The sequence below is a fragment of the Brevibacillus formosus genome (genome assembly GCF_003013405.1).
Taxonomy (GTDB): domain Bacteria; phylum Bacillota; class Bacilli; order Brevibacillales; family Brevibacillaceae; genus Brevibacillus; species Brevibacillus formosus.
This window is the reverse complement of sequence record NZ_PXZL01000020.1, coordinates 165326-186095: the sequence shown is the minus strand read 5'-3', so window position 1 is coordinate 186095 and position 20770 is coordinate 165326. Positions and strand designations below refer to the sequence as shown.

The 20770-nt window shown below is 48.2% G+C and carries 23 protein-coding genes and 1 other annotated feature; of the genes, 20 read left to right on the top strand and 3 right to left on the bottom strand.

The window, feature by feature from the left end; genetic code table 11:
- Positions 1-20 precede the first annotated feature (20 nt).
- The 9 genes from C7R91_RS18885 to C7R91_RS18845 all read left to right on the top strand — a co-directional run bounded on the left by C7R91_RS18885 (position 21) and on the right by C7R91_RS18845 (position 7336).
- Complete coding sequence (locus C7R91_RS18885; protein WP_047072809.1) at positions 21-1496, top strand: Rne/Rng family ribonuclease; 1476 nt, start codon at positions 21-23, stop codon at positions 1494-1496.
- 57 nt (positions 1497-1553) lie between these two features.
- Positions 1554-1632 (top strand) — a sequence feature (ribosomal protein L21 leader region).
- Positions 1633-1642: 10 nt separating this feature from the next.
- Entirely contained in the window at positions 1643-1954 is a 312-nt protein-coding gene (gene rplU, locus C7R91_RS18880) for a 50S ribosomal protein L21 (protein ID WP_047072807.1), read from the top strand.
- Positions 1955-1967: 13 nt separating this feature from the next.
- Positions 1968-2318 carry a ribosomal-processing cysteine protease Prp gene (locus tag C7R91_RS18875; RefSeq protein WP_012685564.1) on the top strand — a complete coding sequence of 117 codons (351 nt, stop codon included), beginning with the start codon at positions 1968-1970 and terminating at the stop codon, positions 2316-2318.
- Positions 2319-2325: 7 nt separating this feature from the next.
- On the top strand, positions 2326-2619 hold the full coding sequence (gene rpmA, locus C7R91_RS18870; RefSeq protein WP_005832382.1) for a 50S ribosomal protein L27: 294 nt from the start codon (positions 2326-2328) through the stop codon (positions 2617-2619).
- A gap of 201 nt (positions 2620-2820) precedes the next feature.
- Positions 2821-3405 carry a sporulation initiation phosphotransferase B gene (locus C7R91_RS18865; protein ID WP_047072806.1) on the top strand — a complete coding sequence of 195 codons (585 nt, stop codon included), beginning with the start codon at positions 2821-2823 and terminating at the stop codon, positions 3403-3405.
- Positions 3406-3418: 13 nt separating this feature from the next.
- Positions 3419-4696, top strand: coding sequence for a GTPase ObgE (gene obgE, locus C7R91_RS18860; RefSeq protein WP_047072804.1), 1278 nt, complete (start codon positions 3419-3421; stop codon positions 4694-4696).
- An 8-nt stretch (positions 4697-4704) separates the two neighbouring features.
- Positions 4705-5367: a PilZ domain-containing protein gene (locus tag C7R91_RS18855; protein WP_047072802.1), complete on the top strand. Its 663-nt coding sequence runs from the start codon at positions 4705-4707 to the stop codon at positions 5365-5367.
- Positions 5368-5658: 291 nt separating this feature from the next.
- Complete coding sequence (locus tag C7R91_RS18850) at positions 5659-6114, top strand: helical membrane plugin domain-containing protein (RefSeq protein WP_047072800.1); 456 nt, start codon at positions 5659-5661, stop codon at positions 6112-6114.
- A gap of 43 nt (positions 6115-6157) precedes the next feature.
- Positions 6158-7336, top strand: a complete 1179-nt coding sequence (locus C7R91_RS18845; RefSeq protein WP_047072798.1) for an NAD(P)/FAD-dependent oxidoreductase — start codon at positions 6158-6160, stop codon at positions 7334-7336.
- Between the two features lie 59 nt (positions 7337-7395).
- Here the strand turns inward: C7R91_RS18845 and C7R91_RS29425 are convergent, their stop codons facing one another.
- On the bottom strand, positions 7396-7548 hold the full coding sequence (locus C7R91_RS29425) for a hypothetical protein (protein ID WP_162837768.1): 153 nt from the start codon (positions 7546-7548) through the stop codon (positions 7396-7398).
- 185 nt (positions 7549-7733) lie between these two features.
- On the opposite strand from C7R91_RS29425, the gene C7R91_RS18840 reads away from it, so the two are divergent.
- The 7 genes from C7R91_RS18840 (at position 7734) to C7R91_RS18810 (ending at position 15206) form a co-directional block, all read left to right on the top strand.
- Positions 7734-8177, top strand: a complete 444-nt coding sequence (locus tag C7R91_RS18840; RefSeq protein WP_047072794.1) for an ACT domain-containing protein — start codon at positions 7734-7736, stop codon at positions 8175-8177.
- Between the two features lie 34 nt (positions 8178-8211).
- Entirely contained in the window at positions 8212-9513 is a 1302-nt protein-coding gene (locus C7R91_RS18835; protein WP_047072793.1) for a homoserine dehydrogenase, read from the top strand.
- Positions 9513-10595: a threonine synthase gene (gene thrC, locus C7R91_RS18830; protein ID WP_047072792.1), complete on the top strand. Its 1083-nt coding sequence runs from the start codon at positions 9513-9515 to the stop codon at positions 10593-10595. Before C7R91_RS18835 ends, thrC begins: the two co-directional genes overlap by 1 nt.
- The gene (gene thrB, locus C7R91_RS18825; protein ID WP_047072791.1) at positions 10592-11521 is read left to right on the top strand and encodes a homoserine kinase; all 930 of its coding nucleotides are present in this window, start codon (positions 10592-10594) and stop codon (positions 11519-11521) included. Before thrC ends, thrB begins: the two co-directional genes overlap by 4 nt.
- A gap of 22 nt (positions 11522-11543) precedes the next feature.
- Positions 11544-12407: a prephenate dehydratase gene (gene pheA, locus C7R91_RS18820; RefSeq protein WP_047072789.1), complete on the top strand. Its 864-nt coding sequence runs from the start codon at positions 11544-11546 to the stop codon at positions 12405-12407.
- A gap of 115 nt (positions 12408-12522) precedes the next feature.
- The gene (locus C7R91_RS18815; protein WP_083995164.1) at positions 12523-14166 is read left to right on the top strand and encodes a LysM peptidoglycan-binding domain-containing protein; all 1644 of its coding nucleotides are present in this window, start codon (positions 12523-12525) and stop codon (positions 14164-14166) included.
- 11 nt (positions 14167-14177) lie between these two features.
- Positions 14178-15206 (top strand): YutH/CotS family kinase-like spore coat protein, encoded by a 1029-nt coding sequence (locus tag C7R91_RS18810; RefSeq protein WP_047072783.1) that lies wholly within the window; start codon positions 14178-14180, stop codon positions 15204-15206.
- A gap of 55 nt (positions 15207-15261) precedes the next feature.
- On the opposite strand, the gene C7R91_RS18805 is transcribed toward C7R91_RS18810, so the two are convergent.
- Complete coding sequence (locus tag C7R91_RS18805; protein ID WP_047072781.1) at positions 15262-17250, bottom strand: bifunctional 2',3'-cyclic-nucleotide 2'-phosphodiesterase/3'-nucleotidase; 1989 nt, start codon at positions 17248-17250, stop codon at positions 15262-15264.
- A 215-nt stretch (positions 17251-17465) separates the two neighbouring features.
- Between C7R91_RS18805 and C7R91_RS18800 the strand changes: the two genes are divergently transcribed.
- Positions 17466-18038 carry a BofC C-terminal domain-containing protein gene (locus C7R91_RS18800; RefSeq protein WP_047072779.1) on the top strand — a complete coding sequence of 191 codons (573 nt, stop codon included), beginning with the start codon at positions 17466-17468 and terminating at the stop codon, positions 18036-18038.
- A gap of 85 nt (positions 18039-18123) precedes the next feature.
- Here the strand turns inward: C7R91_RS18800 and C7R91_RS18795 are convergent, their stop codons facing one another.
- A complete protein-coding gene (locus C7R91_RS18795) occupies positions 18124-19209 on the bottom strand; it encodes a hypothetical protein (protein ID WP_236697946.1) in 1086 nt (361 codons plus the stop codon).
- A gap of 132 nt (positions 19210-19341) precedes the next feature.
- Between C7R91_RS18795 and C7R91_RS18790 the strand changes: the two genes are divergently transcribed.
- From C7R91_RS18790 to ruvA, 3 genes are all read left to right on the top strand, one after another.
- Positions 19342-19533, top strand: a complete 192-nt coding sequence (locus C7R91_RS18790) for a hypothetical protein (RefSeq protein WP_047072775.1) — start codon at positions 19342-19344, stop codon at positions 19531-19533.
- Between the two features lie 120 nt (positions 19534-19653).
- Positions 19654-20154: a crossover junction endodeoxyribonuclease RuvC gene (gene ruvC / locus C7R91_RS18785; RefSeq protein WP_047072773.1), complete on the top strand. Its 501-nt coding sequence runs from the start codon at positions 19654-19656 to the stop codon at positions 20152-20154.
- On the top strand, positions 20151-20768 hold the full coding sequence (gene ruvA / locus C7R91_RS18780; RefSeq protein ID WP_047072771.1) for a Holliday junction branch migration protein RuvA: 618 nt from the start codon (positions 20151-20153) through the stop codon (positions 20766-20768). Before ruvC ends, ruvA begins: the two co-directional genes overlap by 4 nt.
- Positions 20769-20770 lie beyond the last annotated feature (2 nt).

The following is a 20770-nucleotide window of genomic DNA, read 5'->3' as shown; positions in this document are numbered from 1 at the left end:
GGGAATAAGGAGTGAAGGCAGTGAAGCAAGTAGCGATCAGTGCACAAGGTGGCAGCATCCGCATCGCATTTTTGGAAAACGGGAAATTGCAGGAATGGCGTACACAGGATGCGGGGGCACACGCGAGCGTTGGTGACATTTATCAAGGACGGATCGCAGATGTGAAGCCTGGTATCCAATCCGCCTTTGTTGATATTGGTACAGGTCAAAATGCTTATTTGTACGTAGATGACACTATTGGTGTGGACTCGGGTGGAGCAGCGAAACCAAGTATTGCGGAACGCGTTCACGTAGGGCAAAAGGTATTGGTTCAAGTGAGTAAAGAGGCGATGGAAATGAAGGCGCCAAAAATCACGATGCGGATCAGCTTGCAGGGGCGTTACCTGGTGTACCTTCCGACTGAATCAAGCATATCGCTTTCGCGGAAAATATCCGACGATGCCAAAAGGAAACGACTGCAACAGGTGATCTCTTCGACAGTAGAGCAAGGGGAGGGCTGTATTCTGCGCACGGAAGCAGCGGAAGCGGAGGAGCAGACACTCATTAGTGAACTGACCTATTTGCGCAATCGTTGGCAGGACATGCTGCGAACAGCGGAGGGACTGCGCTCGACCGGGCGGATTTTTCAGGATGCAGACTTGATCGAGGTAGCGCTCCGAGATGGCTTGGCGAACGGAATGGATGAGTTGTTGGTAGAAGGTGCGGCGATTCATCAGCAGGTAAAAGCGGCGTTGGCAGCTTTTGCTCCGGAAGTACAAGAGAAGCTTCGCTGGTATCAGGGGAAACAACCGCTCTTTGACTACGTGGGTGTCGAGGCGGAGTTGATTCGTGCTCGTGATCGACAAGTGCCGCTTAAGAGTGGAGGGTCCTTGGTCATCGACAGGACGGAAGCGATGACGGTCATCGATGTAAACACCGGCTCATTCACTGGTGGGGGAGGGCAACAGCGGGAGCAGGCAGTGACGGCGACCAATCTGGAGGCGGTAGCTGAAATTGCCCGGCATCTGCGGTTGCGAGACATCGGCGGCATCGTGATCATTGATTTCATCGACATGAAAGAAGAGAGCAATAAGGAGCGAGTGATCACGCGATTGAAACAAGAGCTGGCGAAGGACCCTGTGCCTTCGACTGTTCTCGGAATGACTTCGCTCGGATTAGTCGAGATGACGCGAAAAAGAGTTCGTGCGAGCCTGATGGAGCGGTTGACGGAGCCGTGTGAGGCATGCAAGGGTCGAGGGAGAGTTTGGCGAGTAGACGAGCTGTTCCGGCGTTTGTACGCCGAAGTCCTCGCATTGGCTAAGAGCCAAGAGGCGGAGGCTGTTCTCGTGGACATGCCGCCAAGATTGCTGGACACGATAGAAGAGTGGGAAAGGGCAGAAGCAATTACATGGCCTGTCCATGTCTATATGCGGCTTGTCCCTTCTATGAGCCCAGACGAGTATCGAATTGGATACGTCGGAAATCGGGCAGAGGCACAGCGTTTACAATCGAAATAACTTGACTGGGCTATTATATCTATGATAACCTAATGGTTGTCATGCAGATATGCCTCGTGCATACTGTAACCGCACGAATCAGGTACATAAGCCGTCGCTCGTCGACGCACCTGTAAAGGCGAGTCTGAGTATAGGAGGTGCACACAGTGTACGCAATTATCGAAACCGGTGGAAAGCAATACAAAGTTGAAGAGGGAGCAGTTCTCTTCATCGAGAAATTGGCTGGCAACGAAGGAGACGTTGTTACTTTTGACAAAGTTCTCTTCGTAAGCAAAGACGGCAAAGTTACTGCAGGAGCTCCTACAGTAGCTGGTGCAACGGTAACTGGTAAAGTAGAAAAACACGGTAAAGCTGCAAAAATTATCGTGTACAAATACAAAGCCAAGAAAAACTACCGTCGCAAGCAAGGTCACCGTCAACCATTCACCAAAGTTGTGATCGAGAAGATCAACGCTTAATTGGTGACTTGTTATGATTGAAGTGATCGTGAGCCGTGCGCAGCACGGTATCCATGAAATTAGTATTTCCGGACATGCCAATGCGGGTGCCTATGGGGCAGACATCGTTTGTTCTGCTGTATCAGGCATCAGCTTTGGTATATTAAACGCCATCCAACCTTTGACGGGCATCACTCCTGATGTCGCTGTCGCACAAGAAGGCGGTGGGTTCTTGAAGTGGAGTCTTTCTTCTTCGGATGATGAGACTGCACGCGAGAAACAACAGCTTTTGGCAGAGAGCATGGTAATTGCTCTTTTGTCGGTTGAGGCGAATTACGGTAAATACGTAAAAGTAAATGATCGTAAATGGCAGGGAGGTGTCTGATATGAACATGCTGTTTAACTTGGACCTTCAGTTTTTCGCATCGAAAAAAGGGGTAGGTTCCACAAAGAACGGTCGCGATTCCATTTCCAAACGTCTGGGCGTGAAACGTGGCGACGGGCAATTCGTTACTGCTGGTAACATTCTCGTTCGTCAACGCGGAACAAAGATTTACCCAGGTGCGAACGTAATGAAAGGCGGAGACGACACTCTGTTTGCAACTGCAGATGGTGTTGTTCGTTTCAAGCGTCTGGGCCGTGATCGCAAACAAGTTGTGATCGAGCCAGTTGCTTCCGAAGCGTAAATATTTGTTAAGAAAAACCCAGCGATATAGCTGGGTTTTCTTTTTGTCCGGCTCTTTTTTAACGAGCAGGAATTTAAAAATTCCGGAGCGCATAAAAACTTCCAGTAAAACGCGGTCGCTCTTCTATGATTTTGCCTCGAAAGAGGTTTTTTTATGGTACAATAGATGGGAAAGATATTCTTATCGACTTGGGTGAATGTGATGGGGGACGAGCGGAGGCTGTTTACGCATCAGACAGACCAACTGCTGACCGTTCTGAACAGGCAGCGGCATGACTGGTTGAACCATGTTCAGGTTCTGCTCGGCTATTTGCATTTGAACCGTACTGAACAAGGAGAGGCACATTTGAAACGCATCGCACAGATGGCGATGCAGGAATCGATGGTTGCCCGATTGAATAGCTCCTTGTTGTCCGTCTTCTTCTTGACATTTAACGCACTGAACAATGAATTGCTTTTAGAAGTAGACGTGTGCAATCATGTGGATCTCACGCGAGTAGTTTTGAACGAGCAAGACTTGTTTCAGTTGGTGTCAGAGATATTATGCACAGTGAACGATCATGTAGACCAGAGCGGGTACGAAGCAGCCAGCATGCAAGTAAGCTTGCAGATGGATGACCGTGGCGTTCATTTTCGTTTTGACCTTGCCGGTGTACTTCGTGCATCCGGAATGGAAGAATTGGAAAAGCTGATACGTAAAAGCGAACAGAGTACGGTGGAGGTCACTGAGTGGATACATACGGAAGAAGAATGGGTCCTGAAATTGGTGGTCCCATTCGCGGAATGAAAGAGGTGACACCATGTTTGTCGATCAGGTAAAAGTATATGTAAAAGGCGGGGACGGTGGTAACGGAGCCGTCTCCTTTCGCCGGGAGAAGTACGTACCGCTAGGTGGTCCAGCGGGTGGAGATGGTGGTCAAGGCGGAGATGTCGTGTTTGTCGTGGATGAAGGTCTGCGTACACTGGTAGATTTCCGTTATCAACGACATTTCAAAGCACCTCGCGGAGAGCATGGCCGCAACAAATCTCAGCACGGAGCAGGCGCGGAAGATATGATCGTGCGCGTGCCGCCGGGAACAACTGTCATTGATGATGATACCAAAGAAGTGATTGCCGATCTCGTGGAGCAGGGACAACGTGCAGTGATCGCAAAAGGCGGACGTGGTGGACGAGGCAATATTCGTTTTGCCAACTCTTCGAATCCAGCCCCACACATCTCGGAGAACGGTGAGCCAGGTCAAGAGCGTTACATTGTCATGGAGCTCAAGCTGATTGCAGATGTGGGCTTGGTTGGTTATCCGAGTGTAGGAAAATCAACGTTGCTGTCCAGTGTAACAGCGGCGAAGCCAAAAATTGCGGCGTACCACTTTACGACGTTGACACCGAATCTGGGTGTTGTGGACTTGGGCGAGCAGAGCTTCGTAATGGCTGACTTGCCAGGATTGATTGAAGGCGCGCATGAAGGTGTTGGTCTTGGTCACCAATTCCTGCGCCACGTAGAGCGTACACGCTTGATCGTCCATGTGATTGACATGGCGGCGGTAGATGGGCGCGATCCGTACGAGGATTATTTGCAGATCAACAGAGAGCTGACTATGTATAACCTGAAGCTCGAAGATCGTCCGCAAATTGTAGTAGCGAACAAAATGGAATTGCCAGGAGCAGAGGAAAACCTGCGTATTTTCAAGGAAAAGGCTCCAGGTGTGAAGGTGTACGAGATCTCTGCTGCAACTCGTCAAGGCGTACAAGAGCTGATGTATGCGATCGGGGATACCTTGGCGACGATTCCGGACAAGCCTGCTGTCGAGGAAGTTGCGGAAGTGGAAGAGCGCGTAGTGTTCCGAGCAGAAAAAGAACCAGAGGCATTCGAAATTACGCGTGACAACGAAGTGTTTGTCGTCAGCGGTGAGAAGATCGAGAAGCTCGTACGAATGACGAATCTGAACAGCTATGATGCAGCCCAGCGTTTTGCAAGACAAATGCGCAGCATGGGTGTAGATGATGCTCTGCGAAAGTTGGGAGCAAAAGACGGGGATACCGTTCGGATCGGCAAATTAGAGTTTGACTTTGTGGAGTGACAAAAAACATGATTGATATCCCATCACTGAACCCATTTTTGGGGGATAAACGACTCCAACGCGGTGCGGCGCTACCGCTAATCATCTCCAAGCAGGTGAAGACACCTGTCCAAGTTTTGGTTGAACATGCAAAGACCAATTATCTCGTAGTTTCCTATGAGATGAAGCCTGAAACGAAAGCAGAGCTTCTCGGATCAACCGTACGCATTCGTTGGGAAACAGATGCGGCAGTGAACACCATTGATTTGGAAGTAGTTTCAGAGCAAACAATTTGGCCGATCAAGCTTTTAGGGATGATTCCGATTAGTGTAGGGGTAGAAATTACACAGCGCAAGCAGGATCCCATCTCCCCAGATCTCGGTATTTCTGTCCCTTACAAGGTGATGGGAGCTAGACCGATCGAAGAAAAAGGAGAGGCAGTGTTGCTGAAATTCTCTCCTACCCGTCTTGTTTTGGGAACGGACGGATATGTGTCAAAGGGCGATTTTCTCCATTTGTCTTTCAAGATACCGAAGCAAGCGCAGGAGATCGTCATGATGGCGAAAATCGTGGAAAAAACGTTCCAAGACAAGCAAACAATCATTGAATTAATCTTTACGGATATCAATGAAAAGCACCATGAAATCATCAAAGATTACTATAAAAAGCTCTCAACTACCGCTTCTTCCTAAGGAAGCGGTTTTTTTTCCTTTGATGTTCCTGTGAAGAAGGTATATAGTAGAGTACATAGAGTTCTAAATCGTGCCTGTTCACTTTATGATTTGTTGTGTACGCTTTCCTGAATAAATACTTGTGAAATCATTCACTTTTTATTATTCGAATCCGTTGTCTGCTTTACTTTGTGAAAAATGTTACAAACAATTTTTTACCGGATTTCAAGGGAGAATAGCGGCCGTTACTCGTATGAACAGGCATCGAGAATGAAAGGCCTCTATTCCAAAGCAAAGGAGGACGTTTTTTTTATGTCTCAAACAACTACGCAACAAGCTCAAGCTGCTGCTGAAGTAGCAAGCACTGCTACTCTGGCGCCAGCGCAGCAACAAGATGTACTCGATCAGTTGATGAAACCAGAAATCCAAGAGTCACTCAACGTATTGGTGGCAAACCTGCCTAAATTGGCGGAACTGACAACTCTTTTGACCAAAACCTATGATTTGGTACAAACGGTAGCAAATGATCATGTATTGATCGACGACATTAAAGGCGGAATGGAAGAGTTCGTAAAACCGATCTCTGACAAAGCGAAAGGTATTGCGCAAGCAGCCATTGAAGCCAATGACCGTGTTCATGTAGAAGAGTCTACGATCGGTTTGTTCGGTATTCTCAAAATGCTCAAAGATCCGCAAGTACAAAAAACATTGCGTTTCGCACAAGCATTCTTGGAAGTAACAGCAGAACGTCAACAACAAAAACGTTAGTATTTTTATTACTTGGATGTAAGACAAGGACGGAGGATTGGGCATGGCGAAGCATATTCTGATTCTAGGCGGCGGTTATGGCGGTTTGCTCAGCGCATTGACTGCACGTAAATACATGACGGCTGAAGAAGCGTCGATCACGGTGGTAAACCGTTTTCCTACTCACCAAATCATTACGGAACTGCACCGCTTGGCAGTAGGAAACCTGTCTGAACAAAACGTGGCGCTCCCTCTGGAAAGATTGCTGCGTGGCAAAGAGATTAACCTCGTGGTAGACACGGTAGAAAATATTGGTCTCGATTCCCAACGCGTAACACTGGCGAGCGGCGAGTCCATCAAATACGATGCTTTGGTAATTGCGCTGGGAAGTGAAACCGCATTCTTCGGAATCCCGGGTCTGCAAGAGTACAGCTTTACACTGAAGTCTGTAGAAGAAGCAAATCGTCTGCGTGCACACCTCGAAGAGCGCGTGATTGAATACAAGACGAGCAAAAATAAAGCAGATGTTACCTTCGTTGTAGGTGGTGGCGGTCTGACAGGTATCGAGCTGGTTGGGGAATTCGCTGATATGTTGCCAAATCTGTGCCACAAACACGGCGTAGACTTTGCAGACGTATCCATCTACTGCGTAGAAGCAGGTCCTTCCATTTTGGCTGGTTTTGCTCCTGACCTGGTTGAGCGTGCGAAAACGAGCTTGGAAAAACGCCGTGTTCAATTCCTGACAGGCGTACCTGTAACGGAAATGAAAGAAACCACGGTTTGCCTGAAAGATGGCGGTACCATTGAAACCAAAACAATGGTATGGACAGGTGGCGTACAAGGGAATCGCGTAGTAGCTGAGTGTGGCGTGGAAGTAAACCGCGGACGTGCAACTGTTACAGAATTCCTGCAATCCACTTCTCACCCTGATGTATTCCTTGCAGGTGACAGTGCGGTCGTAATGGGGCCAGAAGGTCGTCCATTCCCTCCAACTGCGCAATTGGCATGGCAAATGGGTGAGGTTGTTGGATACAATCTCTTTGCACACTTCAACGGCACCAAAATGGATACCTTCAAACCAGTATTCTCCGGTACATTGGGTAGCCTGGGCCGTAAAGACGCGATTGGAACAATTGGTGCAAGCCAACTGAAGTTGAAAGGCTTGCCAGCAACCTTGATGAAAGAAGCAAGTAACGTTCGCTACTTGACTCATATCAACGGTCTATCCTCTTTGGCATACTAATCGAATCTAATCGAATTAGGAAAACCCGGGATCATGATGCCCGGGTTTTTTGTGTTTGTTTATCCGTTGCCGTTCGGATCTTCAATCACATTTGGGGATTGAGCCATCTTTTTGCCACGCATGTCATTGCCAAACTGATCGAGACTGCTTGGCTTACCCGCTGGGTGATTGTTACGGCGCTCCGATTTATCTGATTTTCCACGTCCGGCCATTTGTCTTTCACCTCCTCCATACGATACGCATTATTGTGCGCGAAGAAGCTTCCCCTCATGTAATCAAAGTAAACCAAATATGATCCGATGAAAAAAAGTGACGGATAAGGATTGTCACATTCCATGCTTTCCGTTATAATGTCCTCTATGAAGAAACAACTGTTTTTCTCAGGAGGACACAGCGCGTGAAAAAGGAAGAAAAATTCTACTTGATTCGATCTGACATCCTGCCAGAATCGATTGCCAAAACGATTGAAGCCAAGAAGATGCTGGAATCTGGCGAAGTGGATACCGTGAATGAAGCGGTTGAACGGGTGGGATTGAGCCGTAGTGCTTTTTATAAGTACAAAGATGGCATTTTTCCGTTCAATGCGATGATGAGCGAAAAAATTATGACATTTACTTTCTCTTTGGATCACATGTCAGGTTACTTGTCCAAAGTGCTCACCTATGTAGCAGATCAAGGTGGAAACGTATTGACCATCAATCAGACGATTCCACTTCAAGGGATTGCTACGATATCCATGTCAGTCGATATGGCTAATCTTCGCGTATCTAGCACGGAGTTTTTGGATAACTTGCAGCTAATCCCAGGCGTTCGCAAAGCGATGATCGTCGGTAGAGGCTAAGCAAAAAAATCAAAAAAAGGCAGGGGAGAGAGAAATGGAGAAGCAGAGCATTAAATTGGGATTAATGGGATTTGGAACAGTCGGGACTGGTGTCGTACGCATTATTCAAGCACATCAGGAGGATTTGCAAAAGCAAACCGGACTCAGTATTGAGGTGTCCCGTATTCTGGTTCAGGACGCGGAAAAATCTCGCAATATTTCATCCATGGAGGGTGTGCTGACCACTGACCCTGCTAGTCTTTTGGATGATCCAGAAATTGAAGTCATCGTAGAAGTGATTGGCGGCATTCACCCTGCAAAAGAATACATTTTGGGTGCACTCGAACGAGGCAAGCACGTAGTAACAGCCAACAAAGATCTGATGGCGTTGCACGGAGCAGAAATTTTAGAGAAGGCACAAGAAAAGGGCTGTGACGTTTTCTACGAGGCAAGTGTGGCAGGTGGAATACCGATCCTGCGCGCATTAGTAGAAGGGTTCTCCTCAGACCGTATTGCGAAAATGATGGGGATTGTCAACGGGACGACCAACTACATCATGACCAAAATGAGTCAAGAGGGCGCAGAATATAGCGAGGTATTGAAAGAAGCGCAAGCACTGGGCTATGCGGAGCAGGACCCAACCTCCGATGTGGAGGGCTTTGATGCCGCCCGCAAAATGGCGATTCTGGCAACGTTGGGCTTCCGTGTACCGATGAAGCTCGAAGATGTGGATGTAAAAGGGATCAGTTCCGTGAGCAAGGAAGATATCGCCTATGGCAAGCAACTGGGCTATGAAATCAAGCTGCTCGGATTGGCTCGTCGTGACGAAGAGGCGATTGAGGTGAGTGTGCAGCCGACTCTGGTTCCGAAATCTCATCCACTCGCTTCCGTAAATGGCGTCTTTAATGCTGTGTACGTACATGGGGAAGCGGTAGGAGAAACGATGTTTTACGGGCCGGGCGCAGGTGAATTGCCGACTGCTACCGCTGTTGTGTCTGACCTAGTCACTGTCGTCAAAAACAGAAAGCTAGGAGTGAATGGACGCGGAATGGTTGCTCCATACAAAGAAAAAGTACTGAAAGAAGACAGCGAAAAATTCTCGAAATACTTCCTGCGTATCGTAGTTGCAGATAAACGCGGTGTTCTTGCTCAAATCACACAGCTGTTGGCTGACAAAAATATTTCTCTTGAGCAGGTCATCCAGCAACCGTTCAACAACGGACGGGAAGCAGAGATTATCATGATTACACACATGTCCTCAAAAAGTGACATGGATGCGGTCCTGGCTTACATGGAACAGATGGATATCGTATCAACTGTGCAGAGCTGCTACCGTGTAGAAGGGGGAGACAAATAATGGCTTTTAATCGACAGTCTGGCATCTTGGCACGTTACCGGGAATTTCTCCCGATTACAGAAAAAACTCCGCTGGTCAGCTTGCATGAAGGAAACACTCCCCTGATCCATGCCCCGAACCTATCCAAACAATTGGGGGTGGAGCTGTACATCAAATACGAGGGGCTTAATCCGACCGGCTCTTTCAAAGATAGAGGCATGGTCATGGCTGTAGCGAAAGCGGTAGAAGAGGGAAGCAACACAATCATGTGCGCTTCGACGGGGAATACATCAGCAGCAGCTGCGGCGTATGCGGCACGCTCAGGATTGCGCTGCATTGTCCTGATCCCGAACGGCAATATCGCACTGGGCAAGCTGGCACAGGCTATCGCCTATGGTGCAGAAGTCATCGCGATTGATGGTAATTTTGATGAAGCACTGGATATCGTTCGCGAAATAACAGCGAAAGAGCCGATTACACTGGTGAATTCCGTAAACCCTTATCGGATTGAAGGACAAAAGACTGCGGCATTTGAAGTGTGCGATGCGTTGACGGACGCACCTGACATATTGGCCATTCCAGTTGGCAACGCAGGTAACATTACAGCATACTGGAAGGGCTTCGAAGAATATTTTGCAGCCAAAAAATCGAGCCGCTTGCCTAAGATGTACGGATTCCAGGCAGCGGGAGCAGCGCCGTTGGTTCATGGCGAACCGGTAGCCAACCCTGAAACGATTGCGACAGCTATTCGCATTGGCAACCCGGCGAGCAAGGATGGCGCTTTGAATGCCATTTCGAAATCAAGCGGTCTCGTCGATAGTGTAACGGACGAAGAAATTTTGCATGCCTATCATTTGCTGGCAAAGAGTGAAGGTGTGTTTTGTGAGCCTGCCTCGGCAGCATCGCTGGCTGGTATTATCAAGCTGCATGAAGCTGGAAGGCTCCAATCTGGCAGCCAGATCGTGTGCGTATTGACTGGAAACGGACTAAAAGATCCTAATATCGCTTTGAAGCTGGTAGGTGAAGAGCCGCGTTCTGTTCCGGCGACACATGAAGCTGTGATGGAGCTGGTTCGTCAAAGTGGGAGAGAATTTGTATCATGAATGGACGGCGTGTAAAAGTAACCATACCGGCAACGACAGCGAATCTGGGACCGGGATTCGATGCGCTGGGCATGGCTTTCCAGTTGTATTCTGTCGTAGAAATGGAAATCAGTGATCATACGACAGTAGAGATGATGGGCAAGGAGCTACAAGGAACACCGACGGACAAAAACAATCTTCTTTACAAGGTTGCGGCGGGATTGTTTCAAGACGCTGGTCTCGCTATTCCTGAGCTCGCGATCCGTGCTTCCAGTGAGGCCCCCCTGACGAGAGGATTGGGGAGCAGTGCCGCTGCGATTGTCGGTGCACTTGTAGCGGCCAACCATCTCGCTGGCGAACCATTTACGCGTGAGCAATTGTTTGAAAAGGCAACACGCCTGGAAGGGCATCCGGATAACGCAGGAGCTTCGATGTTTGGCGGCATCATTGTTGCGACGATGCCTGAAAAACCAGGGGACCCCATTCCTTATGTGCGGTTTTCTGCTCCAGCGGGGTTGCAAACTCTCGTCGTGATCCCAGAATTCATGTTGTCGACAGAAAAAGCGCGGAACGTCTTGCCACAGGTGTACAGCAGAGAGGATGTTGTATATAATGTGGGTCATAGTAGTTTGCTAGTTGCTGCACTAGCACAGGGCAGACTCGACCTGATGGGAAGGGCAATGTCGGATCGGCTGCATCAGCCGTATCGAGCAAAGCTTGTACCTGGCTTGGACGAAATCCTGGACAAAGCGACTGAACACGGGGCACTGGGGGCTGCTTTAAGCGGCGCTGGACCGACGATTCTCTGTTTCTTCTCTTCGGATGAAAAATTAGAGAAGCTACGTGCATTTGTGGACAGAGTGATGAAAGGGCACGACATCTCGTACCGCGTGATGATCTTGCAACCGGACGAAAATGGCGTACAGGTAGAAATCCATCAGAGATAGACTATAGTGGATAGGAGTAGCCATGGAGAAGAAACTTGCTTTTCTAGGACCGCGTGGAACGTTTACCGAAGAAGCAGCGAGGATATTGTCGCTCGGACAAAAGCTGTCTTTCGTTCCGTACCCAAGTATTATTGAAGTACTAGACGCTGTATCCAAAAAGGAAGTGGCATATGGTGTCGTACCAATGGAAAACTCCATTGAAGGAACGGTCAATTCTACACTGGATTGGCTCATTCACGAAGTAGATCTGCCCATTTTGGCGGAGCTCGCACTGCCGATTACGCAAAACCTGCTGGTGGCAAAAAGAGAGCACCCATTGCCTTTGTCCGCGATTACGAGAGTGCTGTCACATCCTCAAGCGATTGCACAAAGCCACAACTTTTTGCGTGAGAATTTGCCGGAAGCAGCGATCGAAACGGTAAACAGTACGGCATTGGCTGCAAAAATGGTGAGTGAGCACCCAGAAGAGCCGTGGGCTGCTGTTGGTACTCGATTAAATGTAGAGATCTATCCATTGGAATTTGCGCGTGAACAAATTCAAGATTATTCGAATAACTACACGCGATTTGTCCTCGTCGGTCTGGAAAGTCTTGATCTGCCGGTTTCCCGTAAGGAAAAGACGACGATACTGGTCACGCTGCCGGAAGATTTCCCGGGAGCATTGTATCAAGTGCTGGCTGCTTTTGCTTGGAGGAAGGTCAACTTGTCTCGCATTGAATCACGTCCGACGAAGAAAGCACTCGGAAGCTATTATTTTGTCATCGACATTGAGCAGAAGATGGACGATGTCTTGTTGCCAGGAGCGTTTGCGGAGATTGAAGCCATTGGTTGTCAAGTTCGTCAGCTCGGGACGTATCCATTTTATATTCATCAGACCAATTCCTAGAGGGATTGGTTTTTTCTTTTTCTACTCTCTCCCAACAAAGGAATGGCGCCAAGGAGCAAAACGCCCATGACTGCATACGATGTTAGGGAGTTTGGTGCAAGGGAGGAGAAAAACATTGAGAATACACATCGTCCAAAAAGGCGATACGATGTGGAAGATCGCCAAAAGATATGGCGTCGATTACAAAGAACTGTTACGCCTTAATAGTCAATTAAAAACTCCCGATACAATTTATCCAGGAGCGAGAATCAAGATTCCGGCGAAACAAGTTCCTGTCCGACCACGACCACCGCAAAGAACGACGCCCCCGCATCCAATGAGTGAGGCGGCCCCTTATGTGAAAGAAAGACCGATTACGGAAGAGGAAGAGATGGAGGTACCGCAACAAATTGAAAGGCGGCCAATTGAGCCGGAAGAATCAGGAGAGGTGGAAATCGAATCCAGGGAGGAGACCAGACCTACTCTACCGCCAGCTCCCATTCCTACGAGACCACCCAAGGAGATGCCTAGACCTCCCAAAGAAACGCCAAGACCACCAGTCCCTTCTGTTTCACCAGAGGTAGTCAGGCCAACGGCACCACCAACATTACCACCTCCACCACCAACACAGCCTATTGAAAAACCCACAGAGCCAATCGAAAAACCAATCGAAAAACCCGCAGAACCGATTGAAAAGCCAACACCGTATAAACCACCGAACATTTCAGGCAAGCCAAATGTGCTGCCTCCTGTTCCGCCTGTACCTATACGTCCACTCATACCGACTCCGCCTCCGACCAGAGTGAGTCCGTATATTTATCGACCAGCGATTCCACCGAATCAAAATGTGCCCAACATTCCATATAGACCACCGACTCAGGTCTTGCCACTACAGCCTACACGACCGCCAGCATATGCTTGCCCACCTTGCCAACAGCCGAATTATCCACCGCCACAGGTAAGTCCGTTGCAACCGATGCAGCCCAACTATCCTCCACCACGGGTAAGTCCATTGCAACCGATGCAGCCGAACTACCCACCACCACGGGTAAGTCCATTGCAACCGATGCAGCCCAACTATCCACCGCCACGGGTAAGTCCGTTACAACCGATGCAGCCGAACTACCCACCACCACAGGTAAGTCCGTTGCAACCGATGCAGCCCAACTATCCACCGCCACGGGTGAGTCCGTTGCGGCCGATGCAGCCGCCTACGAAGGTGAGCCCACAACAGCAGCTCAAGCCACCTTCAAAAGTGAGCCCACAACAGCAGCTCAAGCCGTCTTCAAAAGTGAGTCCACAGCAGAAGCTAAAGCCATCGACGAGGGTAAGTCCAGAGCAAGACCGCAGGCCATCGCCACAGGTGCGTCCATTCCAGCCATTCCCACCTCCGTTCATGCCACCATTCCCGCCATTTCCGCCTTGCCCACCGTACGGAAACCCGTGGATTGGCCCGTTTTATCCAAATAGACGACCGATTGTCCCGCCACCGATCAGACCGATGCCGTTTCCTTATCCATGCCCGCCACCATTTCCACCCATGCCATTAAAGCGGCCACGAGCGAAGAAGCCTGTGTGCCCGGAACCAGTGGAGTCATCATCATGTGAGTGTTCTTCTGAAGTCCCGGAGTACAGAGGCCGAAAGGGCAAGTACAATCGTTCTCCACAGGGGATTCACAATAACATGATGTTCCCACCTTCCCCGTGTATGGCTTCCATGCCTGAACAAGGGGTTTGGCCGAACTGGGGAGATGGGCATGAAGAATCCTCTTCTTACTGAGAGGGTATGGGATGAACAAAGAAATCTTATCCACCATTGAAAAGGCTTTTCGCTGTCAAATCTACGGGGTGAAGCCGAAGCGAAACGTCAACCTGTTAAAAACAGACCGGGGCCACTGGATACTCAAAGGATATAAGCAGGTCGAAAAAGCTGTGTGGGTGACAGAGTTAGCAGATGCACTACATCAAAAGGGCTTTCATCATACGGTGCAGTATGTGGCGAGTCAGGAAGGGTCCAAAATTTTTGCATACGAAGACCGTCATTACACCATCATGAAAATGATTGATGGGCATGAAGCAGATAACGCTTCTCTTTTCGATGTTAAAAAAACAGCAGAAACATTGGCCCGTTTTCATGTCGCAGCTCAGGGGTTTCCTATTGCTCATTCCTATGCGTATGAAGGAAAACCGGCTCTTTTAGATAAATGGGAGAGCCGCTTGGAATACTTTGAGCGATTGATGTGGTCGATTGAACAGAAGGGACCCCAGAACAAACTGGAGCAACTCATTTCCCAACAGGCAGATCACGTCCTTCGGGATGGCAACGAACTGCTGCAATCTGCCTACAAGCTGCCTTTGACGCCAGAAATGTTTTTAGCCATGGAGAGGGGGACACTCGCACACAGAGACGTGGCGAGTCATAATTTTTTGCTTACGGAGCGAGGCAATTGCTATTTGATTGACCTTGATACAGTAGGTCATGATCTCCAGCTTGTTGACCTTGTACAATTGATGTCGCGTATGCTATTGATGCAAGAGTACCGCATGGATTCCTTTGTGGAAGCGATGGAAGCCTATAGTAACGTCAACTATTTATCTGATACCCAGATTTGGGCTGTTCATCAATTGCTTCGCTATCCGGATAATTTCTTGCGGGAGGTAACTGGCTTGTATAGTCAGCGCCCAGGCTACCACATGAAGGGCGTCATGCAGCTGATCCAAATGGAAGGCAAAATGATGGCGAATCGCCAACGCTTTTTAAACGATGGAGAACGAATTTTCCAGCGCTCTCCATGGGGTCATTACCATTTTGTTGGATAGTCGGATAAAACAAAACATCCCTCTCGAAAGAGGGATGTTTGTGTTGTTGACAAGCTTACTTGGAAGCAGGCTTGGACAGATCAATAGAGAATTTCGCGAACCCAGATTCCAATACGTTGATGAACTTGATATTGGACATTTTTTCAGCGAATGGTTTCGCGTCAGGAGAAGAAGTGAATGTAACGTTCAGCTTCGCATCTACTGGAGCAAAAGACCAGTTGTTGTCTGCTGCTGGGTCGATATTTTTTTGGTTCAGGATGTAGTCAATTACGATTTGACGGTTTTCATCTGGAGAATCGATTACAATGTTTTTGCCATCCAGACCTGGGAACGCACCGCCGCCGCTTGCACGGTAGTTGTTGGTAACGACGAGGAATTTGTCTTCAGGTTTTACTGGTTTGCCGTTATAAGACAGGTTTTTGATGCGGTTTGCATCTTTGTTTGCTACTTTTCCATCTACAGCGTATTTGGATGGCTGTGTAACATCGATTTGATAAGTAACACCGTCGATTACATCATAGTTGTACGTTGGGAAAGACTCGTTGATGAGTGGTTGCTCATCTGCTTTCTTCACATCGATTTGGTTGAACTGTCCAGCAGAGCGCTCCAGCCATTCTTTCACCGTAGCTCCATCGACCAGAACCGCTTTCAATGTGTTCGGGTAAATGTACAGGTCAGATACGTTTTTGATGGCGATTGTACCAGCAGGGATATTGGAGTAGTAGCTTACTCCGTTGCGGCCACCTGCTTTAAATGGTGCACCAGCGGACAGAACTGGAATGCCTTCGTATTCTGTACCCTTCACGTTTTTCTCAACGAACCATTTTTGTGCATTCGTTACGATTTGGATAGATGGGTCATCTTGCACAAGTGCAAAATAGCTGAAGATCGGGGAAGAGGTTTTCCCTACAGCGGAACGAACCCATTCAACTGTTTTGTCGTGATCTTCTTTTACTGCATCTACGATAGCTTTGTCTGCATCAGCCAAGGATGCTTTGTTAGCTTTGTCATAGATCGGAACTACTTTTGTAGCGGACTCAGCCACTTTCCATTTTCCGTTTTCTTGTTTCAGCGTCAGGTCGATCACGCCGAGGTGATTACCCCAGAAGCCAGGCATAACGGCTGGTTTACCGTTGAGCGTTCCTTTTTCTGCATCAATGCCTGGAATTTTATCGAATCCAGGGCCAGGGAATACGGAGTGGGAGTGTCCAAACAAGATCGCGTCGATACCATCTACTTTGCTCAGCTGGTAGCTAGCGTTCTCCAACTGAGGACCACCCTCGATAGGGCCAATTCCGGAGTGAGGAACTGCGATGATGATGTCCGCACCTTTTTTCTTCATTTCAGGTACGAATTTGTTGGCGGTTTCTACGATGTCCTTCGCGATTACTTTTCCTTCCAGGTTAGCCTTGTCCCACTGCATAATTTGAGGAGGAACAAAACCGATAACGCCTACTTTGAGTTTTACATCTTTGCCGTTCTCATCTTTAAAAGTACGCTCCAGGATTTCGTAAGGAGTGAACATGTTTTTGTCATTGTTAGGGTTTTTGTCCTTGTCGTCAACATAGACGTTGGAGTTTATGTAAGGGAATTTCGCACCTTTCAAGCTGGTGTCCAAGAACTCCAAACCAAAGTTGAACTCGTGGTTACCGATATTGGCAACATCATAGTCCATCAGGTTCATTGCTTTGTAAGCAGGGTGAGTATCTCCAGCTTTCAACGGGTCGATTTTTGCCACGTAGTCGCCCAATGGGTTTCCTTGCAATAAGTCACCGTTATCGATCAGGATGCTGTTTTTCACTTCTTCTCGTGCTTTTTTGACCAATGTGGCTGTTTTTGCGAAGCCAAACTCGTCTGTGTTTTTGTCTTGATAGTAGTCATAGTTCACGATGTTGGTGTGGATATCTGTCGTTTCCAACAGGCGGAGCTTGAGGACAGAACCTGTTTGCGCGCTTACTGGAGTAAGAGGAAAAGAGAGTGCGCCAACAACCAAAGAAGTGCTGAGGAGGAAAGCAGTCAGCATTTTTTTGTTCGTTTTTTTCATGTTTGAAATGACCTCCATAAGTTTACAATAATGCCAAGCAAAAATAGTTTATCATTAGATTCGAAGGCTGGATAGATAGCTAGATCAAATAGTATATTAATTTTTTGTATTGACAAAAATAAAAAAATAGAAGGTCAATCCACCTTTAGTCGCGTATGTCCCTGTTTCTTTGTGGCAATGATAGGAAGAAAAGCCTATAAAAGAAGGGGTTCTATGTGACTGAGAAGAAAAAGTGGATGGTTTACGCGACGTGGGGTGCAGCATTAGCTACAGGCGTCCTAGTGGGTATCGTGTTAGTCGGTAAAGACGGAAACGATTCAGGTCTTGCGCGCTTAGTAAACCTTGCAGGCAAAGCAGATGTAGTTGCGGGTCCGTCGTATGAGTTGGTTTTAGCTCGCCATTATTTGTGTGGGGTGCGAGATGAAGAACATGTATCAGTTCATACCAATCAATTGGCAGATGTCATGGGCAACTATAATGGATGGGAAATTGTACAAGCAGAGCCTGTCAAGATGATCTTAATGAAACGCGAGCAGGATATAGCGCCAGCGTGCAAGGAGAATGGACATATCGGAATAGCTGCGGACGGCATGCTTGCCCTATTTCATGGTCTGCCTGCTGAACAAGATGTCGTGCAAACCTTTTATCGAATCGATACTGCGAGAATGGAAGCAAGTCTGCCAAAAGAGGAATGGGAGAATCTGAAACGGGGGATTCGCATTCGTAATTTGGCAGAGTATAACAGTGTATTGTCCACCTATGGCGAATACCAATGGAGTGGCCAATGAAAACAGGTGGACCAAAAGAAATCCCTTTCGAGCCTTTCGTGTAACAAGCACGTATTGGACTGGAAAGGGATTTTTGTTTCCGTTGCTATGGATTCAGTTCAATCGCAATAATTCGCCAGCGTTCTCCCGGGACATCGCGGCGCAAAAGAAACTCCCATGTCTCTCGAAAATTACCACCTTCCCGGGCAATGTATGAGAGTCGAACAGGTACCTCTATCAAGAGGGGCCCGCGCTCGTCTGATGGGATGATGATTTCTGACGATCGCACAGACTCGATCGAAGACAGCCCTTCTGGAAGCGTGAAACCATCTGTTGTCATCCGCATCGCGTGGGTGTCGTGCTCATGCAGAGCGGTGAGGAAATAGCCGACCAGCTCTTCAGGAGACGCCCCTTTTATTGTAGCCGCAAGTGCTCCGGAAGCCTTGAGAATCATCATGCTGTGACTCGGATCGGGCTCGGTGCTTCGATGGGTGGAGCTGCCGAAAAAGTGGATGCAAAAATGCCCAGGGAATTCATTTCCTTTAATCGCACCAGCGCCATGAGGCATTCCGTGCATGGATGCTGCAAAATAAGTGCCGTCTACCTCTACCAGAATGGCTCTGCGCTTCCACGACCATTTTCCCTGATAAATGTTCTTCATGATCTGTGTATCCTTGCGCGTCAACGGTTGAACATCGGCATGGCGACTGCCTGCTCTGCGCTGGACATCAAAACGTTGTCCTGTCTCTAAATCAATCACGGTACCGAACTCCATCCGTTTCAACGTTTTTTTCACCTGTTCCCAGGGAATGGCTTGTGCAAAATGGACTGCCTCTACGGACTTGACCATTTCTTCGATCCTCTGGCGAACATCGTTTGTCAATACATAACGACGAGGCATTTCTTTTTCATATAGCTGGCCATCGTGATCATATACATATATTCGTTTTTTTACGGTCAATGTAGCACGTACCCAGTGTGGGTTGTAGGAGGCGATTTCTGTGGTAGAGCCCAATAACCGCTTCGTAAGCTGCTTTTGATCACGGAAGGATATGGTTGTTTTGAAGGGGGACTCGGGTGACACCGAAACGGTGACAATGATGTCATTCTTGGCCTTGGCAAGCGCAGAGTAAGGCATGGACAGTGCAATTGCGAAAAAATATATACAAAAAATAAGGATTTTGCTTCGCAACAACCAACACCTCCACATCTTATCGTTTCAATAAGATGTCTGGCTCATGTGGCGTAAATCTTGGTATCATAACGCCAATGCGCTTACGCCATACTGATTTCATACGGTGATCGAAGGAGGAGTCTTTAGACCATGTCTACCATGCCTAGAGGTAGCTACAAAGACCAGTTCCATCAGCGTTTGTACGTTCAGTTGAACCAAGGGCACAACAAGCTCAATTACCAACAGATCAACAAGATCAAAGAGCACATGCAGAGTGGCGTGGATGACTATGCCCACATGCAGCATGATGTGTCGGATTCACTCGGAATGAACAAACACTAACAGACGCCGTATAACCCGTTCCTTTCTAAGGAGCGGGTTTTTATATGGAAATACACGTTCGCTTTTTGAGTGCTTTGTGTTACAGTAGAGAGTAGAATCTTTGCTCACGGAGAGTGGACTATGCGCATTTTAGGAATTGACCCTGGCATTGCGATTGTTGGCTTCGGGGTTGTGGATAAAGAGGGCAGCCAATTGCGTCCCGTCCAATATGGAAGCATTCAGACAGAAGCAGGATTGCCAGTACCGCTTAGATTGAAACAGATTTTTGAGGCAATGCAGAGCCTTCTGGAAACATATCGTCCCGATGAAATGTCCGTCGAAAAGCTTTTCTTTAATAAAAACGTGACGACGGCCTTTACCGTTGGCCAAGCGCGAGGGGTTATTTTGCTTGCGGCAGAGCTGGCTGGTGTGCCGGTCTATGAATATACCCCGATGCAGGTCAAGCAAGCCGTGACTGGATACGGGGGAGCAGAAAAGAAGCAAATACAGGAAATGACGAAGCTCCTATTGCGGTTAAAAGAAGTACCAAAGCCTGACGATGTGGCGGACGCATTGGGCATTGCCATTACGCACGCACAGTTTCGCGCGTTCATTTCCATTTCGGAAGGGGTTCAGAAATGATTGATTTTGTAGAAGGTACACTTAGTTATCTCGATTCGGAATACATAGTCCTCGAAACTGGCGGTATTGGTTATCGACTGTTTTGCCCAAACCCGTACCAATTCGTTCGGTATGAAGGCAGCAAAACCAAATTGTTTACCCACCACCATGTACGTGAAGATGCCATCCTGCTGTACGGCTTCGCTACCCGTGACGAACGCGATTTGTTCCGCAAGCTGCTTGATGTTAGCGGAATCGGTCCAAAGGGCGGATTAGCTATTTTGGCTGCGGCGACGCCTGAGCAGCTGGTGATGGCGGTTCAACAGGAGAATGTTACCTATTTGACGAAATTTCCGGGGATTGGGAAAAAGACGGCCCAGCGCATTATCCTCGATTTAAAGGATAAATTGGTAGGGTACACACCATCTGCGATTTTGACTGTTGCAGCGGGTGATTTGACAGCAGGGGAGCAAGCTGTGTCCGCACTGAACGAAGCACTCGATGCATTGACTGCACTAGGTTACTCTGATGGTGAACTGCAAAAAATCAGAAACACGCTGTCTGAGAAATCAAAAGAGGGCGATGGTGTAGAAAAGCTCATCAAACAAGGGCTTGCGTTGCTCATGAGGGGGTAGGA

Bases quoted from the DNA above. Each gene is read 5' to 3' on its own strand.
- C7R91_RS18875 (WP_012685564.1), top strand. From the start codon at position 1,968: ATGATTGAAGTGATCGTGAGCCGTGCGCAGCACGGTATCCATGAAATT.
- rpmA (WP_005832382.1), top strand. From the start codon at position 2,326: ATGCTGTTTAACTTGGACCTTCAGTTTTTCGCATCGAAAAAAGGGGTA.
- C7R91_RS18865 (WP_047072806.1), top strand. From the start codon at position 2,821: ATGGGGGACGAGCGGAGGCTGTTTACGCATCAGACAGACCAACTGCTG.
- obgE (WP_047072804.1), top strand. From the start codon at position 3,419: ATGTTTGTCGATCAGGTAAAAGTATATGTAAAAGGCGGGGACGGTGGT.
- C7R91_RS18855 (WP_047072802.1), top strand. From the start codon at position 4,705: ATGATTGATATCCCATCACTGAACCCATTTTTGGGGGATAAACGACTC.
- C7R91_RS18850 (WP_047072800.1), top strand. From the start codon at position 5,659: ATGTCTCAAACAACTACGCAACAAGCTCAAGCTGCTGCTGAAGTAGCA.
- C7R91_RS18845 (WP_047072798.1), top strand. From the start codon at position 6,158: ATGGCGAAGCATATTCTGATTCTAGGCGGCGGTTATGGCGGTTTGCTC.
- C7R91_RS29425 (WP_162837768.1), bottom strand. From the start codon at position 7,548: ATGGCCGGACGTGGAAAATCAGATAAATCGGAGCGCCGTAACAATCAC.
- C7R91_RS18835 (WP_047072793.1), top strand. From the start codon at position 8,212: ATGGAGAAGCAGAGCATTAAATTGGGATTAATGGGATTTGGAACAGTC.
- thrC (WP_047072792.1), top strand. From the start codon at position 9,513: ATGGCTTTTAATCGACAGTCTGGCATCTTGGCACGTTACCGGGAATTT.
- thrB (WP_047072791.1), top strand. From the start codon at position 10,592: ATGAATGGACGGCGTGTAAAAGTAACCATACCGGCAACGACAGCGAAT.
- pheA (WP_047072789.1), top strand. From the start codon at position 11,544: ATGGAGAAGAAACTTGCTTTTCTAGGACCGCGTGGAACGTTTACCGAA.
- C7R91_RS18810 (WP_047072783.1), top strand. From the start codon at position 14,178: ATGAACAAAGAAATCTTATCCACCATTGAAAAGGCTTTTCGCTGTCAA.
- C7R91_RS18805 (WP_047072781.1), bottom strand. From the start codon at position 17,250: ATGAAAAAAACGAACAAAAAAATGCTGACTGCTTTCCTCCTCAGCACT.
- C7R91_RS18790 (WP_047072775.1), top strand. From the start codon at position 19,342: ATGTCTACCATGCCTAGAGGTAGCTACAAAGACCAGTTCCATCAGCGT.
- ruvC (WP_047072773.1), top strand. From the start codon at position 19,654: ATGCGCATTTTAGGAATTGACCCTGGCATTGCGATTGTTGGCTTCGGG.
- ruvA (WP_047072771.1), top strand. From the start codon at position 20,151: ATGATTGATTTTGTAGAAGGTACACTTAGTTATCTCGATTCGGAATAC.